Source organism: Rhizobium sp. KNZ2-6A (assembly GCF_056755475.1).
Genome location: NZ_JBNDIC010000057.1, coordinates 17,942 through 35,056, shown reverse-complemented (window position 1 = coordinate 35,056; position 17,115 = coordinate 17,942). Strand labels below are relative to the sequence as shown.

Below are 17,115 nucleotides of genomic sequence, written 5' to 3'. Positions count from 1 at the left end.
CCATTGCGCCACAAGAATGCTCAAACTACTTCATAAACGCTGGCTATGAACGGGCTTAAATTCATCCCGCTCTAAAGCAGGCAGGCTCCATCGAGCAAATAGGTAACGAGAGACGCTGTCCTCTATCGCGACAGCGCCGTTTCATCCATTCCGCGTCAGGACTTCAATACCCTTGCCAAAATCATCCTTAATAGTTTCCCATCGCATTCCGTACAAATTTATACTTATTTGATCTCCTAATTTATACTTAATTTATCTATATATCCGAACGGCATATTCAGAAGTATCGCGCACTATTCTCTCAATCAGGGAGAATTTAGCGCCAATGGCATACAAGAACAAAAAAACTATACTTTCGGCACTTGTTGCAGCTTCCTTTGCCTTCGGTCTATCGTCGCCGACCATTAGCATGGCGGCGGCCGGCGATACCGTCCGCCCCGTTGTCAGGCTGCTTCAGGCGCCGCTGGTCGATACCGCTATCGATCTCTTCGCGCCAACCTTCAAAAACGCTGTACAGGCGATCAGCAGCGTCGGCCTTGCGGCGTTTAACAAGAGCCTCGCGGTTGCGCCGGGCGGTCTTCCGCATAATGACTTGATCGCGTCTGAACCGGTGAGACCCGCGAAGCCAAGCATAGCTCCTTTAGGCGACTCGGTCTTCGGAACCGTCGCCATTCCATTCAAGCATCTTGCTGCACTCGACAGTTTCGCGGGCCCGCTCGCCGAAATCCGGTCGGGTAAATCGCTCGATTGCGGAGCAGGTGGATGCAATGCAGCCGAAACCGTCGTCGCGGCCGCTGAAACAAAGATTGCCGGCGCTTCGATCCGCGACAAGATCAATATGATAAATTACACAGTCAACCGTGTCATCCGCTACGCCAGCGACATGGACACCTATCATGTGGCGGATTACTGGGCGAAGCCGAGCGAAGCGCTGTCGCATCAGCAGGGCGACTGCGAAGACTACGCCATCCTGAAGATGGCAGCACTCTATAAGGCAGGTATCGATCTCGACCATATGACACTGGTCGTCCTATTCGACCAGCAGCGGCATTTTTACCACGCGGTCCTGTCAGTCTCCGTCAACGGTAACAATCTTATCCTCGACAACATGCGCGACGAGGTCTTGTCGGACAAACGGATTGCCGAATATCTGCCGCTTTATTCGATCGTTGCAGGTCGCGGCTATCTGCACGGTTCGCGCGATCCTCATGCACAAGCGGTTGCCGCCGCAGTGCCGCTCGCCAAGGTGGTCCCCGGTGAAGGCGAGGTTCGCTAATCGAACCTGCCACCTTGGCATTCCGGGGCAAGCCTCGCGCATAACGAAAGCAATGGCATTCTCAGGAGACGGAAAGATAGCCGATCAGCATCAACGCCTCGTGTGTCGGCGCCAATGCCAGATTGATCTGGCCCGTCAGCGATTGCTGGCCGAGACCGATCTTGAATCCAGTGTTCAGCGTCTTACCCCGATTGAGCGATAGGACGGAAAGCACCTCTTGGATCTGGGTGTCGATCGACAGGCGTAACGTGCGCGCCGTCTGCTGGACATCATCGATCATCGGCAGGCGATGGCGCAGCATCTTCAGGAAGGCGTCGTTGAAGAGCTTGACCCCGCGTTCCTGCGTCAGCACCACGGCTGGCGTCGGCGACGCTTGAAGGACTGCATTGAGATTGGTCAGCGATGCGAGATCTTCGACGGCATCGAGGCGCCTCAGCGCCCATTTGAAGCTCAGCACGCGCAACAAGGAGGTGAGGTTGCCCGTTTCCGGCATTTCGGCTGCCGTGGTGGACACTAGGTCGCCGATGCTGATACCGCCGGCCTCTGCCATTCGTCCGAGACCATCCCAATAGATGCGCTCCAGGCGAATGCCACGGCGCTCGCCGCCGCCCGTTACCGCGCGGAAACGCGGCTCCAGCTCGTCACCATCGACCGAGGGCAAGGCTTCCTCCCGGACTGTCATTGCCGCTTCGTCCTTCCCGGCTCCTTTGCGCATGGCTGCCCTCACCGTTCCGTGAGCGCCTCGGAGCGCGCCTTGTTGATCGGCTTCATCAAATAGGTGAGAATTGCCTTGTGGCCTGTCAGGATCTCGGCTGAAGCCACCATGCCGGGGATGATCGGATAATGCTTGCCGTCTCGCTCCAGCGCCGATTTGTCGGTTTTGATGCGCACGAGGTAATAGGTTTCGTTCTTGTCCTTTTCGACAAGGCTGTCGGCGGATACGTTGACGACCTTGCCGTCCAGAGCGCCGAAGATCGAGAAATCATAGGCCGAGATCTTAATGATCGCCGGCTGGCCGATACGCACAAAGGCAACATCGCGGGGCGAGATCTTCGCCTCGATCAGCAGAGTATCCGCTGTCGGGACGACACCAGCAATGACCTTGCCGGCGTCGACGTAGGCGCCGATCGTATTGACCTCCAGCGTATTGACGATGCCGTCCACCGGCGACCGGATATCCGTGTGCTTGACCCGATCGGATGCCCCGCGGATCGTCTCGTCGACGACCGAAAGTTCCGACAGTGCCTGGCCCTTGTCGGTCAGGGCCTGCTGGCGCAGCTGTAGTCCAAGGTCGCCAACCTGTAATGTCGCCTCCTTGACGGCTGACTGCAGGCGATCGAGGCTTTCGACATAGACTTTAAGCTGCCCTTGCAGGTCGACAAGCTCTCGCTGGACTTTGAGGACTTCCGTTTGAGCAACGAGCTTTTTCTCACCAAGCGGCTTCAGCAGATCATATTGCTTCTGGGCGCCGACTATGTTCTGCGTCAGGCGGTCTATGTTGGCGTGGGCTTCTTCCAGCTCGTTCTGATGTTGCTTCAGGCGCTGATCGAGAACATCGAGCTTGTTCCTATAGGATGCGCGATCCGCCTCGAAGAGCTTTTCCTCGTTGTCGCAGACGTTTTTTGCAGTGGCAAGAATATCAGCCGGGCAGACGAACTGTGCGTCCAAGGCACCCGCCTCCTCCAAGGCCAGGCGCTCAACCTTGGCACCGAGCGCGCGAGCCTTGGCAACCGATTCACCGAGCGTCGACGCCGTCGTCGTATTGTCGAGCTGGACCAGCATATCGCCCTTATGGACGACCTGCCCGAGATTGACGTTGATCTCCTGGACGATACCAGGCTCGGACGATTGCACGATCTGCGTCTTCGATACCGGTATAACCTTCCCTTCGCCGCGTGCGATCTCGTCGATATCGGCAAAGGCCGCCCACGCGATGAAAGCAACGATCATCAGGGCACAAAGGCCGAGGATCAGCCGCGCGAAGAATGGCGGATTGTCGTGGATGTTGTGGCGAGAGGCTCGCATTATTGCACCGCCTTTCGCTGCATCGCCTCGATGACCGCGTTCTTTGGTCCATCGGCGATGATGCGACCCTTGTCGATGACGATCAGCCGGTCGACGAGCTCCAGCATGCTGTGACGATGGGTTGCAACGAGCAGTGTGGTTTGCGGGCCGAATGCTTGGGTCAGCTTGCTGATGAGATGGCGCTCGCTTGCCAAATCCATTGCCCCGGACGGCTCGTCAAGAAAGACGATCTTCGGCCGGGTCAGGAGCAGCCGAGCTATGGTCAACGCCTGCTTTTGGCCGTTCGAGAGGTTCGCGCCGCGCTCGCCGACGGGCATGTCGAACCCGCGTGGGTGCAGGGCAACGAACTCTTCAACGCCGGTCATGCGCGAAACGGCCAATAGTTCCTCGTCGCTGGCATCAGCGCGGCCGAGCAGCAGGTTTTCCTTCACCGTGCCGGAGAACAAGTCCGACGACTGGCCGGCGACAGCAACGGCGGCGCGCACCTCGGCCATGTGATACTGGCGTATATCGACGCCATCGATCAGCACGCGACCGCTGGCCGGCTGGAACAGCCCGTCGAGAAGCCGGCCGAGCGTCGTCTTGCCAGAGCCGATGCGGCCGATGATCCCGATCTTTTCGCCAGGTGCAACCGTGAAGGAAAGCTGATTGATGACCGCCTGATCGGAGCCAGGATACTGGAAGGAAACGTTCTGGAAGCTGAATCCGCCACCAGTGATCTGCCGATTGACGAAGCCGACAGTCGACGGCCGGTCATCGGGCTGCTCCATGATCTTGTCGAGAATACGCAGGGACATGGTGGCCTGGCGGAACCGCGCAAGCGTCATGGCGATCTGCCCGAAAGGCGCACCGGCGCGGCCCGCCAGCATGACGGTGGCGACGATCGCACCCATGGCGATTTTTCCATCGGCAAATTCATAGGTGCCCGCGACGACGATAAGCACACTGACCATTTGCTGGAGAAACATCGTCATGTTGATGGCGCTCGACGAGATGTGCTTGATATCCTCGCTGGTGCGGCTCGAATATTTCGTGAGTTCCTGCCAGCGGCGCAGCATGGTCGCTTCGGCGCGCAGGCTCTTCAATGTCTCTATCGTCGAAATCGTCTCAACGAGCATCGACTGGCGGCGCGATGCCTCGTTCGTGGCCGTTGCCATGCGCTTGCCGATCTGGGCCTGCGCAACGAGCCCGATTGTCACTGACAGAACGAAGGCGACGGCTGGAATGATCACGAGCCAGTCAGCGATCAAATAGATGACGACCAGGAAGATCACGACGAAAAGACTGTCAATCAGCACTCCGATCGTGTTCGAAGTGAAAAATTCGCGCACGAATTCATATTGGGTCACGCGATTGGCGTATTCTCCGGTCGACATCGGACGGGACGCCAGGGTCGAATTCAGGATCTTGTCGAAGATCAACTGCGACAGCCGCAAATCCGCCTTGCGGCCCGCATAGTCGATCAGCGATGCGCGGGCTGTTTTCAGTAGAAAATCGAAGAGATAGGCCAAAGAGATGCCGGCGGTCAGTACCCAGAGCGTCGGGAATGCCTTGTTTGGCAGGACCCGATCATAGACGTTCATGGTAAAAAGCGGCGAGGCCAGCGCGATAATGTTGATGAACAGCGCCGCCAGCATGACGCGGGCATAGGTTCGCCAATAGGGCACCAGCGCGGTTGCCAGCCAGTGACGCTTCTCGATCTCCATGGCATGGCCGACGCGCGCTTCATCCGAAGAATTCTGGTAATAGAGCGTAAAGGCAAATGCCGATTGCGGATTGAGCGCCGTAAGCTCCTCCCGCGTCAAGCAGGCGGGCGTCCCAACGACTGACGCGATCTCAGTGACGTAGGAACCGTTTTCAGTCATTTCGAGCAATGGCAAAACACCGCCACCAGCGAAGGTGACGATGGCGGGACAGTCAAAATTGCCCAGCCGGCAATCTCTTTCCGTATGCTTCAGGACCTGCAGACCGACGCGTTCCGACAGCTGTTCCACATCGTCCAGCTCCATGGCTTCCAGTATTTCGTCCGGAATGCCCGAAAAGAGCACCGTATCCGAGCTCGGCCGGCCGTAAAACGCAGCGACCGATTTAAATGCCGACTTGAACGTCAGCAACGATATGCTCGCAGACACGTCAGGTGCCACGTTCAACATGAAGGACTTTCCAATTCGGATCGTAACGATTAACGAATAGGCTCGAGCAGATCCATCGGCAGGCCGGGCTTCTGATGCGAGTCGTATCTGGTATATCCAGGATCGGCCGTATTCGACGAAACAGCGAACTGATCACGGGCATAAGGCGTCGCCTGATCGACCGGTTTCAGTTTCATCGTCGACAATAGGCTGCCCGATGCTGCGAGGATTTTGTATTCGGCAAAAAGGGATGCAACTTCCGCCGTCTTGGCCAAAATCTCGGTGTTGAAGCGAGTGTTCTGGGCATCCAGGAGATCAAGCAGCGAGCGCTGACCGACCTTGAACTGCTCGCGGTAAGACGTGACGAGCTGGGCGTTCGTCTTTTCCTGCCCGCCTAAGATATGCGCTAACTGAGCCTCGTTGGTACGCTCGCTCCAGGCGGAGCGGACGGACTCGTCGACCTCGCGGTAAGTCTGGCTCAGCGCAAAACGCTGTTCGGCGGCGCGACGAACCATCTCCTGTTGATGGGCGGTATCGATGCCGCCATGATAGAGGTTCCATTTGGCAACGACCCCGACCTGGACGTCGCTGGTGTTGCCCTTATTGCCGTCGACATCGTCACCAATGCGAGCGCTGCCGACGAGGTCTAGCCGCGGCAGGAACGCAGACTTGGAACCGCGCACGTCTGCGTCAGCAGCATTGACATCAGCCTTGGCCGACGAGATCTGCGGGTTATTCTTTTGAGCGATGAAGACTGCGTCGTCCAACGTCTTAGGAAGGTAACGCGCTACGGAAGCCGGCCGGCTCGCATTACTGATCGACTCACCGACAACCTGGAGAAAGCGGATCTTTGTTGCGTCGAGCTCCTTTTTCGCTTCCTGAAGGCGAGCATTAGCCGCCTGCAGGCGTTCACCGCCCTGAAGACGATCGGCATCAGTGAGGGCGCCGCCCTTGATGCTATCCTCGATATTTCCGACCATCTGCTTGTGGAAGGCGACGTTCTTTTCAGCAGCCGCCACGATCTCCATCTGCAGCTGATATTCAAGATAATTCTGGGTCACTTCGAGCGCCAAAGCTTCCGAGCGCTGTTGGACGCGGAAGGATGCGCCGTCGACACGAGCCGCCTGCTTGTCCTTCTGCGCTTTGCGGTCGCCGCCGTCGAACAAAGTCTGTGTAATAGTCAAGCTTACATCTGCCGGATTCAGATAATCATGAGTGCGTGACAGGGCGCCGGATGTGACATCCGATAGTCTACGGCGACCATAACCGGACTCCAGGTCGACTGAGGGCAGGTAAAGCCCCCTCGCCTGGCGCAGTTGAAACTCGGTTGCTTCCCGATTTTGCGCTGCCTGCATAATCTGGGGATTAGTTTTCATTGTCTTATCGATTGCCTGCTGCAATGTCATGGCGCCAGCAGAACCGCTTGATAAAGAACTTATGGCCATCGAAATACCGATTGCCGCCATCAATCGCGTCTTATAAACCAAAGCTACGTCCCTTCCCCAAATTATACTTTAGCAGATACATTTTATAAGTCTTATTTATCTACAAGCGTAGACGACATCACATCTACTTGCAAAATAGATTCCGATTTAATCTCCTGAAACAGTTAATATCGAAGAGCGCAAGCCTTTGCGGTCGAAATCTAATGACTATTTTTGGACTATTCACAGGGTCGCGTGCCGCTGTCTCATGATCGCAACAATTATGACCTCCAACCACGCGGAGAATGTACATGGCGCCAGCCATCACGACGTGTAAAAATTCAATTTAAGACAGTCGAAAAGTTCTGAAATATTAGGAAATACTCATCGGCGTCGCAGATTCAGCCAAAGGTGAGACAGTGCCATCAAGGTAAGTGTCAGTAATTACGTTTGTTTCCGTGTTGCCGTCTTTGTCGATCTTCGTTACCAAATCACTTACAAAGGTGCCTCTATTTCTTTCGCGGTGCCGATGCTGACGCTGTCGATCACACCAAGCACGCCGTTATCGCGTTCGGCTTCAACAGAGTTTGTCTACTCGAAAGCAGAAGTCTTGTAGCCGAACCGCCGCTTGCCGCGGCCGCGGATCGCCGCCACCTGAAAATAGCCGTTCTTTGATGGCTTCTGGCTGGTTCGATTGTCATTCCACGTAGCACCAGTCCGCTGCCATCAGGCACGGATATCAGTTCGGTCACCAGGCTGTTTGCAACTGAGCTTTCTATGCATATGGCGCCTTGCGCCGGCGCTGGAGGAAAGTGGCGAGGGTTCACGATCCCAGTTGCCGCTTGCCCCAGCCCAAGTTCGTTGAGAGCCACTTGCGCGACCAGCGTGGCGTCCACGACGCCACTTTTCAGCTTCTGCAAACTTGTCCAGACCGGCCCGCGAAACGGAACAACGAGGAGATCCGGTCTATCTCATCGGCCTGCCAAAGCTCGCGGTTCTCCCGCTTCAGAACCTTCATCTTCTCGGCCACCTCGCTTGGGGGCCCAAGCCGGGAAGCATCATCCCACCTCCGCTTTCTTCACCTGCAAATAAAGCATCATGTGATAACCCGAGACGCTGCAACAACAATTGCTTGTTGTGCGGATCGATATCGTAATCTCCCATGTCACTCGCTGAAGATGAAGCATGCGCAGGACCACGGATCGAGATCAAGGGCTGGGCTCTGTCGCAAACCAGGCACCAAGCGCAAACAATGATTCCGGATATTTATTCGAAGGCAGTTAGTTCGTGGAAACAACGGTGCAAAGCAATAAATTTTACAGGATTTCTTAAGCCGGTTTTGTCAGGCCTCTGTTTAGCTTATACTGAATTACAGAACGGGGATAACTCCGATATGATTCTACAACGGGGACATCCCTCCGCCACCATTTTCAAAGCCCTGCGGACGGCCACGCTCGGCGCGCTGTGCGCCGTGGTCAGTTCGGTTGGTCTTGTACTTATATTAAACTTATTGATGCCGGATCGACCATTTTTGGTCGGATTTGTCGGTGCAGCACTTATTTCCGCATTTGTGGCCTTTCCGCTGCTTTTTGCCTTACAGCTCAAAAACAGCGTCGTTCGCAAGATGCAGGAAAACGCCACCCAGGCGGCGCGCTACGACAGTGTAACGAAGACGCTGAACGGTACGGCCTTTGCCGCGGCCGTCGAGCACTTTGTCGACCGGCGCAAGCATGTCGCCGCCGATGCCGGCGGCATCGTCATCGCCGTTATCCTCGATACGCTCGACGACATCGGCCGCCGCTACGGGCTGCAATGGGCCGACACGGTGATGCAATCGCTTGCCTCGATCATCCAGTCCTCGGTTCGTCAGGGCGATCTCGTGGCACGGCTCGCGACCAACGAACTCGGTATCTTCCTTCCTGGCGCCACGATCGAGAACGCTCACGACATCGGTACCCGCATCCGCGCGGGCGTCTCCGCGGCCACCTTCAGCGCCGACGGCGCGCCGCTTTCCGTCGTCATCCGCCTCGGCGGCATCTCCTTCGACGGCCCGGCCGACTTCAACCACCTCCGTAAGCTCGCCGACCAAATGGCTTTCGAGAACGACGACGAGAGCGACGATTTCCCGATCAGGGTGCTGCCGGCCGCATGAGGCTGGCGGCCCCACCGCCACGGCAGCAGCGGCATGAGCCCGAACGGCGAGACCCGTCTTGATGCGGCGTCAAAGCCGGCTGGTAGGGAAGACAGGTCGTAAGATGAGACGTGCCTCTAACTTCCGATAGCCAGCAGGCTCCCGCGAGCGCTAAAGGGGTCAGCGAGTTATGATGTTTCCGCAGAAACATCATAACTGGTAGGTGTCCGCGATGAACGGAAACAAGATGCAAGCGACCGTCTTTCTCCTTCTTCGCGCGCTTCCGCAGTAGGCAGCTTCAAGATCTTCGTCTTCTGCTCGCGCTGGCGCTCTTCTGGGTACAGGAACTCCTATGCCCACAGGAGCCACGCAACGGCTGCACCCAACGGCACCAGAACATCCGGATTCGGCTCGCGGGTAATGAACGGACATCGCCGACCAATAACTTACATATTACCGGTAGCAATTTCACTTGTGCGATTAGGATCGAGAGCCAATGCGTAGCCTTGCGAGCGAACGGTACGAATGAGATCAGGACCCAACCTCCGAAGTGCTCGTCGAATATGACCCATGTGGATATCCACAGTTCGCGGCTCCACATCGATTGCGGCTGACCAAGCCGCAGCGATGAGCTCCTCGCGACTTCGAACAATTTCTGGATCACTCAAGAGATATCGCAAGAGCCGAAACTGTAATGCGGTAAGTACGACCTCGTGGCCGTTACGGCGCACCCTTGCGGCAACGGTGTTCATTTCGAGATCCGCAAAGCGAAGAATGTTGGCGACGTCCTTCGCGCCACCCAATTCAATCAGCGCGTCGAGCCGTAGACGACGAAACAATTCGATGAGGCGCACAGGATCGAACGGACGGATAAGGACAAAATCGACCCTTGTGTCGTCAAAGGCGCGATCATGCCGATCGCGCAAAAGTGTAAAGACGACCTTCGAGTGCGCAAGCTTGAGCAAATGTAATTGGGAAGGGTTCAATTCAGCGGTCGCGCAATCGATCATGATAGCTCTCACACCACCGTCGGCCAGCTCGCTTTCCATCTCTTCGAGATTCGCCACGGATGATGCGAAAAAACCTTCGGTCGCGAGGATGTGTTGGAGAAGCAGAAACATCTGCACATCTTGCGAGTGGATCAGAACACGAAATTGCATGTCTCCTCCTCCCGATCATCCTAAAGCGGGGCAAATTCGCCGCCATTGATGTCCAGGATCGCGCCGTTGATGAAACCTGCTTCTTCAGAGATGAGAAATCGAATGGCGGCCGCGACATCATCTGGTCTTCCCATGCGCCCCACCGGAATACGCGCGATCGCGAGTTTGTTAAGCTCGCTGTCGATCGGGCCAGCCATTTGCGTTGCGATCCGCCCCGGCGCTACGAGATTGACGGTTACGCCGTGACCGGCTGCAACAGCCACCAGCGATCGGGCTAACCCGGCGAGAGCTGATTTGGATGTAACATAGGCCGCACCCGCGATGCGCGGGATCGTACGTCCCGCGATCGAGCCGACGAGCACGATGCGACCAAACCCATGCAGCGTCATATGCGGCAGCACCGCCTGGCAGCACAGCATCGTCCCCGTCAGATTGACCGCGAGAACAGATTGCCATTCCTCCATGGTGATCTGCGTAAATGGCGTCGGGCCGGATTCGCCCCTGGGGGAGATTCCCGCATTACAGACAAGGATATCCGGCATGGCCCACGCTCGCTCCAATATACGGAAAAAAGCGCGTATCCGCGCTGGCTTGGTCAGATCGACGGTCCTCGCAAAAATGCTCTCGGCGCCGAACCGCGCCGAGAGCATTTGTTCTGCCGATGTGACGTGATCGCGGCGCTGGCCGAAAAAGGCGACCTTGTAGCCGTGGTTCAGCAACTGTGACACGACCGCAAGGCCGATCCCGGAACTGCCACCCGTAACGAGGGCCAACCTTTGCCGAGAGACCGCCGTCATGCAGCGTGATCCATGGCTGCAAATAGAGACAATGACGGATGCGCCTCAGGATCCGTCATCACCTCGATGAGGAGCGGTTCATTTCCTTCGATACCACGTTTCAGCGCCGGCGCGATTTCCGCCGGATTCTCGACGCGAACAGCGGCACATCCGCACGCCTTCGCAATTGCTGCATGATCGACCTCGGCAAAATGGCACGCAGAGGTGTAGCTGCCAAATTTCACGGTTTCGGCATCCCGCTGGAAACCAAGGATGCCATTGTTGAGAACGATTATGGTCACGGGCAGACGCATGCGCATCATCGTCTCGAGCTCTGCCCAACTATGGGCGAAACCGCCATCACCGACCACCGCGACCACGGGGCGCTTCGGTTCGGCTGCCTTGGCCCCCAGCGCAAGCGGGAATCCCCATCCAAGCCCAGCCAGACCCCGCGGTGTGATGAACCGCATGCCTGCCCGCGGCGCCCGTAATTGCCCGAGGACCCACATTGATGAATAGCTCGCATCGGCGACGACTGCGACGTCGCGTTCGAGCCAGGGCTGCAACTCCGCCATGATCCGTTCAGGGCGAATGGGAGAAGCGGCCGATCCGAGTTGAACGTCCCTCATCTCGTCGAAGGCCCGCCAGAACGAGGCGATCCTTGCTTCGAGGGCGCCGCGTAAATCCCGCCTGAGCGCAAGGTCGCAAACTTGAAGCGCTGAGCGCAATGCCGCTAATGTTTCCCGGGCATCGCCAACGAGGCGAAGGGCCTCGTAGTTTCGGCCTATTTCGGTTGGATCGATGTCAATGTGGATCACGCTTGCTTGCGCCGGTATCTGCTTCCAATTGTCGGTACCGTTCTGGTTGGTGCGCGTCCCGACAAGGACGACCAGATCGGCTTGCGAAAGGAGTTCACGGCTGTGGAAGCCGAGCGAGCGCGGACCAACGAGCGAGCCCAACACGCCGGCCGACAAAGGATGAAATTCGCTGACGGCGCCCTTCCCCATATTCGTGGTGAATACCGGCAAACTCGCCTCCTCCTGTAGAAGCGCCAACTCGCCCGCGGCGCCTGCGCAATGGATGCCACCGCCGGCAAGGACGATTGGTGAACGCGCAGTGGCAATGCGCGTGGCTGCGTGCTGTAAATCCCGATCCGATGGGCGTGGCCTGTCGAGCGGCCATTGTCCAAGACTGCGCAGGCGTTTGGCTTCGACGAGCGGCATCGCCGCGCGCAAGAGGTCAGCAGGCAACAGTAGGGCGACGGGTCCGGCGCGGCCCGACGTCGCGGCGGTAAAGGCGGCGTCGACATAGTCGTCGATGCGTTCTGCGACTGTCACACGCCGAACCCATTTCGTGCAGGATTGAAACAAGGCGATCTGGTCGAAGTCCTGAAAAGCGTTCCGATCGGTCTGATCGCGCTCGACGTCCTGTACGAAGGCAACGACCGGGATGCTGGCTTTCAGGCATTCCGCAAGGGGCGGCACCAACAAGGTCGCAGCCGGACCGTTCTGAGCCGCAACCACCCCAACCTTGCCTGAGAGACGGGCATAGCCATCTGCCATGGCACCGCCCATGTTTTCCTGCCGATAGGCGATCTGGCGAATACCGCGCGCCTCCGCGGCAAGGATTAGGGCCGACGGCAGGCTTTGAGCAAAGATCGCCTCGACACCGTGCCGTTCGAGCCCTTGGGCAATCCGATCGGCGACCGTGCCGACAACTGACGTTCCATCCATTAGCGTTCCTCCCATTCCGTGTGGCTGTTCTTGTCCAGAAAATCGTCAAAAGCCGCGACGATGCTTTCGACATCAACATCGGACATCGGCGTCGATAGGCAAGCGGCCGCGTCGAACGGCAGCAAGATCCCGCATGCCAGGAAATGGCGCGAGAGCGCCCGCATCACTTCAACCTCGTGTGACTGCATCATCGCAGCCTGGTAGCTTGTCGGCACGGTCCTCTTGGGGTGTATGCGGAACAATGACGCCGCTCCGGAGATCGAAAACGGCGCCTGCCATTTCAGGGCCTTTTCGACCAGACCGTCGCGTAGGCGATCTCCGAGCTGTTCGAGGCGATCGAAGGCGTCAAGCGTCATCAACTCCATTGCGGCCTTGCCGGCTACCATGGAGACGGGATTGGCGGAAAACGTGCCGCCCTGCGAAACCAGGGGCGCCCCGTCGTCGGTCCCAAACACCGCCATGACGTCTTGCCTGCCACCAATCGCCCCGATGGGAAAGCCGCCGCCAATGATCTTCCCGATGGTGATCAGATCCGGCGTAAGGCCATATCGCGCTGAAGCGCCGGCATAACCTTGCCTGAGATTGAGGACTTCGTCGGCGATCACCAAGATATCGAACCTGCGCGCAACGGCGGAAACGGCAGCGAGGAAATCTTCTGTCGGATGCAGCAGACCTGCCCTGCTTGGCATTGGATCGATGAGAATGGCGGCGATATCATCGGCTCTTGCTGCTATCGCCTGTTCCATCCCGACGGCGTCATTGAAATCCAGCACGACGACATTTCCGGCAATCTCTGCTGGGGCGCCGGGATAGTTGGGCTTTGCCACGCGCTTGCCGTCATCTTCAACGACGACATGCTGACCCGCCTCGGCCCAGTCGTAGGCACCGTGATAGGCACCGCCGAAACGAACTATCGCCGGGCGGCGCGTGAAAGCGCGCGCGGCCTTTATGGCGAACATCACCGCCTCGGTGCCACTGTTGACGAAGCGCAGCTGTTGGATCGCCGGAATACGCGACACCAAAAGTTCGGCCAGCGCTATTTCATGCTCGGTAGGATTGGCAAAGCAGGTGCCTGCTTTCAGCACCTTTGCCACGGCCTCCATGACAGGCTGGAAGCCGTGGCCATGGATGAGTGTGGTGAAGTTGTTGTTGAGATCCAGCAGGCGGTTTCCGTCCACATCAAAGACATGGGCGCCCTCGCCTTTCACGACATAGATCGGGATGGGATCTTTTTCGATCGTCGACCGTGTGAGGCCAGTTGGAAAGACGCGCTTTCCGCGACCATGGAGGTGACTCGACCGGGCGCGTACGGCCGACCAGCCTCGTCCCTGAGCGTTGTTTGTAAACATGACAGGATGCTTTCCGTTGCAAGTTCAGACGTGCATCTTTGCATCGCCTTTGTATTTTTGTTGCAACAAAATTAGAAAACGTCAAGTCAATGCAACAAAATTTCCCTACTAAGTGCTCAGATTTTCCCGTGCAGCGCGCAGGAGGCAGCGATAGCCGTCGCGAATATCGTTCTCAAAAGCCGCCCTCAGGGCGGAACCATCGTGCTCCGCAAGAGCCTCCATTGCCATTTCGTGATTGCGCACGCCTTGCTTTTCCTCGGCGAATTCAGGATAGAGGTTGTAAAGCGATGGGCCAACGCGCAACCAGAGACCTTCGATCATGGTAATTAGATGAGGAAGGCGCGCGAGACGATATATCGAGAAGTGGAACTCCTTGTTGTATCGCAGCACTGCCGTATAGTCTTTTTCCTCCAGGCCAGAATTGATCTTTCTTTGTAATTCTCGCAAATTTTCAATTACTTGATGCGACCCCTCCTGCGCCGCCTTTTCGGCAGCCAAGCCCTCCAAAGCGAGCCGGATCAAGGTTATTTCCTTCAGATCCGATTCACTCAAGATCGGGACGATGACCGTCTTCGGGCCGGCATAAACCAGGGCGCCATCACTGGTCAGGCGATTGATCGCATCGCGAGCGGGCGTCGAACTGACTCCCAGATCCTCAGCGACGGCGCGCACTGTCATCTTGTAACCAGGCTCATAGACGCCACGGATCAGGCGTTCCTTCATTTCCCGATAGGCGGAATCCCCCAGCCCACCAGCCTGCCGATCCAAAACCACACCCGGATCCACGACCATTTCGCATTCCTCATGTTGACAGCATCATATTTTGATGCAACAAAAAGATTATGTGAAGTTTTCGCAAAGCGATTGTCACATCAAAAAAAGCTTTAGCAGCCAGTCCCGTGCCTGTCACGAGGCTGTTGATCCAATGAATTTTGCATCCAAGCGAGCCATAGGGCGTTCCACCAAAGCCTAGCACCGTTCGCGCATGGCTAATGCTGACGATCAAAAACCGGGGAATTCCAAAATAAACTGAAGGAGGACAAGAATTTGATTGGCCGTAGATTAATCCTATCCGGGCTCCAGAAGCGCTATGGAGACGTTTGGGCTGTCAGGAAGACGGATCTGGAAATTGAACCAGGTGAGTTCGTCTCGATTGTTGGTCCTTCTGGATCTGGCAAGACGTCGCTTTTGACGATGATTGCAGGTTTTGAGACGCCGACGGCTGGGGCGATCCGCATAGGCAACCAGGATGTCACGCCGCTGCCGCCCAACCGCCGTGACATTGGCATGGTCTTTCAAAGATATGCTTTGTTTCCGCATATGACGGTCGCGCAGAACATCGCATTTCCGCTGAAAATGCGCAGGCTCCTGTCAGGTGCTCCACTTAAATCTCGCGTCGAAGAGATCCTTCAGCTCGTTCAGCTCTGCGATCATCGCGACCGCTACCCCAACCAGCTTTCGGGAGGGCAACAGCAGCGCGTCGCGGTTGCCCGCGCACTTGTTTTTGATCCACCTGTTATTCTCATGGACGAGCCGCTCGGAGCGCTCGACAAAAAACTGCGCGAAGCGATGCAATTCGAACTTAAACGTCTTCAGCAACGGCTCGGCGCGACGATCATCTATGTCACCCATGATCAGGAAGAAGCCTTGGCGATGTCTGATCGCGTCGCGGTGATGCGGCAGGGCGAACTCCAACAGATCGATACACCTGCCGGCCTGTACAAGAGGCCTGCCAACGCCTTCGTCGCTGACTTCATCGGTGCCATGAACTTTGTGCCCTGCATCCACATGGGAACCGAGGGCACTGACCACATCGTTCAAATGGCAGCAAACTTGTCTTTTCGAACACCAGCAATCCCCACTGACCGCAGAATCGACATACCGACGAAAACCGCAATCCATCTTGCCATCAGACCTGAACATATTCGGCTAGCGCCACGTGGCCAAGGAGGCGAGAGCTCGTTGGCCGGCGTTGTCGAGGCATCTGTGTTCCTCGGCTCGATCCAAATTCTGCTCGTCCGCCTGACCGGACTTCCAGACGTCGTTCTGCGCGTGCAGATGCCGGCAAATCACGCTGTATCCCTTGAGGTCGCAAGAGGCGTTGATGTCGTTATCGATGAAGCAAGGGGACAAATCTTTCCAGTCGGGGAGGCATTTGCAGCATGAGCGTTACAGCAACTTCCTCGACACAGCGACACCGAAACCGGTTGCACGATTGGCTGCAGCCGCGCTCGGCGCGGTCCTATGCGGCCCTATCATCATGGCTCTTGGCCACACCGCTCCTGACGATCTCCGCAATCGGCTTCCTTTATCCTCTGGTCAGACTGATTGCGCTCAGCTTCGTTGGCGGCCCCGCAGCGACCTATGGGCGCTTCCTGAGTGATTCCCTCTACGTATCTGTTCTTTCCAATACAATTGGGATCGCCTTTTGCGTCACCCTTTGCAGCGTGATGGCAGCGTATCCGGTTGCGTTGGCCATGGCCCGTCTCAAAGGAAAGCTGGCCGTGATAATTGCCGCATGCGTTTTCATCCCCTTGTGGACTTCGGTGCTCATCCGCTCCTATGCCTGGATCGTATTGCTCCAGCGGCGAGGCATCATAAATTCCGTTCTCACATCGATGAACTTGACGGATGAACCGCTAAAACTGCTGTATACGCAAGGCGCCGTTGTTCTCGCCATGACCCATGTGCTGTTGCCCTTCGTCATCCTGCCGATCTTTTCCGCCCTGCGACTGCTTCCCAACGACTATGTCCGCGCCGCGCGTAACCTCGGAGCGGGGCCGATTCGGGCATTTCTTCATGTGACCTTGCCTTTGAGCCTACCGGGTATCTTTGCAGGAGCGACGATGTGTTTCGTGCTGGCGCTCGGATTCTACATCACACCTGCACTTGTCGGAGGACCCGGATCAATGCTGATGGCAAATCTGATCGGCCAGCAAACCACTGTTTTGCTTGATTGGCCCTTCGCGGCCGCTCTGTCGACGGTGCTTCTCGCCATGACGATCCTGTTCATCGTGATGTTTCGCAAAGCGCTTTCCCTCAGCAAAGGATTTAGCAGTGTACATTGACCAACCGTCCAGCTTATCGCCGGCAGACACTGGCACCGGTG

Annotated in this window: 13 protein-coding genes and 1 pseudogene; 4 read left to right on the top strand and 10 right to left on the bottom strand. The window is 57.0% G+C overall.

The genetic code is table 11. The features are described 5' to 3' along the window. The first annotated feature begins 325 nt into the window (after positions 1-325). A complete protein-coding gene (locus ACPYOP_RS28045) occupies positions 326-1,276 on the top strand; it encodes a transglutaminase-like cysteine peptidase (protein ID WP_481413527.1) in 951 nt (316 codons plus the stop codon). A gap of 61 nt (positions 1,277-1,337) precedes the next feature. Here the strand turns inward: ACPYOP_RS28045 and ACPYOP_RS28040 are convergent, their stop codons facing one another. The 5 genes and pseudogenes from ACPYOP_RS28040 to ACPYOP_RS28020 all read right to left on the bottom strand — a co-directional run. Next, positions 1,338-1,991 carry a ribbon-helix-helix domain-containing protein gene (locus tag ACPYOP_RS28040; RefSeq protein WP_481413526.1) on the bottom strand — a complete coding sequence of 218 codons (654 nt, stop codon included), beginning with the start codon at positions 1,989-1,991 and terminating at the stop codon, positions 1,338-1,340. 8 nt (positions 1,992-1,999) lie between these two features. Continuing rightward, on the bottom strand, positions 2,000-3,301 hold the full coding sequence (locus ACPYOP_RS28035; RefSeq protein WP_481413525.1) for an HlyD family type I secretion periplasmic adaptor subunit: 1,302 nt from the start codon (positions 3,299-3,301) through the stop codon (positions 2,000-2,002). After that, positions 3,301-5,454, bottom strand: a complete 2,154-nt coding sequence (locus ACPYOP_RS28030; protein WP_481413524.1) for a type I secretion system permease/ATPase — start codon at positions 5,452-5,454, stop codon at positions 3,301-3,303. The genes ACPYOP_RS28035 and ACPYOP_RS28030 overlap by 1 nt, the downstream gene beginning before the upstream one ends. A 29-nt stretch (positions 5,455-5,483) precedes the next feature. Then, a complete protein-coding gene (locus ACPYOP_RS28025) occupies positions 5,484-6,878 on the bottom strand; it encodes a TolC family outer membrane protein (protein ID WP_481413531.1) in 1,395 nt (464 codons plus the stop codon). A 524-nt stretch (positions 6,879-7,402) separates the two neighbouring features. Then, positions 7,403-7,813: pseudogene (locus ACPYOP_RS28020) on the bottom strand (hypothetical protein); the annotation flags it as partial. A gap of 206 nt (positions 7,814-8,019) precedes the next feature. Between ACPYOP_RS28020 and ACPYOP_RS28015 the strand changes: the two are divergent. Continuing rightward, positions 8,020-9,009: a GGDEF domain-containing protein gene (locus ACPYOP_RS28015; RefSeq protein ID WP_481413523.1), complete on the top strand. Its 990-nt coding sequence runs from the start codon at positions 8,020-8,022 to the stop codon at positions 9,007-9,009. A gap of 425 nt (positions 9,010-9,434) precedes the next feature. On the opposite strand, the gene ACPYOP_RS28010 is transcribed toward ACPYOP_RS28015, so the two are convergent. The 5 genes from ACPYOP_RS28010 to ACPYOP_RS27990 all read right to left on the bottom strand — a co-directional run bounded on the left by ACPYOP_RS28010 (position 9,435) and on the right by ACPYOP_RS27990 (position 14,798). Beyond that, positions 9,435-10,148 (bottom strand): winged helix-turn-helix transcriptional regulator, encoded by a 714-nt coding sequence (locus ACPYOP_RS28010; RefSeq protein ID WP_481413522.1) that lies wholly within the window; start codon positions 10,146-10,148, stop codon positions 9,435-9,437. A 20-nt stretch (positions 10,149-10,168) separates the two neighbouring features. Continuing rightward, entirely contained in the window at positions 10,169-10,945 is a 777-nt protein-coding gene (gene fabG / locus ACPYOP_RS28005; protein WP_481413521.1) for a 3-oxoacyl-ACP reductase FabG, read from the bottom strand. Continuing rightward, positions 10,942-12,657: an acetolactate synthase catalytic subunit gene (locus ACPYOP_RS28000; protein WP_481413520.1), complete on the bottom strand. Its 1,716-nt coding sequence runs from the start codon at positions 12,655-12,657 to the stop codon at positions 10,942-10,944. The genes fabG and ACPYOP_RS28000 overlap by 4 nt, the downstream gene beginning before the upstream one ends. After that, positions 12,657-14,006, bottom strand: a complete 1,350-nt coding sequence (locus ACPYOP_RS27995) for an aspartate aminotransferase family protein (RefSeq protein ID WP_481413519.1) — start codon at positions 14,004-14,006, stop codon at positions 12,657-12,659. The genes ACPYOP_RS28000 and ACPYOP_RS27995 overlap by 1 nt, the downstream gene beginning before the upstream one ends. Positions 14,007-14,114: 108 nt before the next feature. Then, positions 14,115-14,798 (bottom strand): GntR family transcriptional regulator, encoded by a 684-nt coding sequence (locus ACPYOP_RS27990; protein ID WP_481413518.1) that lies wholly within the window; start codon positions 14,796-14,798, stop codon positions 14,115-14,117. A 255-nt stretch (positions 14,799-15,053) separates the two neighbouring features. On the opposite strand from ACPYOP_RS27990, the gene ACPYOP_RS27985 reads away from it, so the two are divergent. Both ACPYOP_RS27985 and ACPYOP_RS27980 read left to right on the top strand, forming a co-directional pair. Then, positions 15,054-16,172, top strand: a complete 1,119-nt coding sequence (locus ACPYOP_RS27985; RefSeq protein WP_481413517.1) for an ABC transporter ATP-binding protein — start codon at positions 15,054-15,056, stop codon at positions 16,170-16,172. Next, positions 16,169-17,074, top strand: coding sequence for an ABC transporter permease (locus ACPYOP_RS27980; RefSeq protein WP_481413516.1), 906 nt, complete (start codon positions 16,169-16,171; stop codon positions 17,072-17,074). The genes ACPYOP_RS27985 and ACPYOP_RS27980 overlap by 4 nt, the downstream gene beginning before the upstream one ends. Positions 17,075-17,115: the final 41 nt, after the last annotated feature.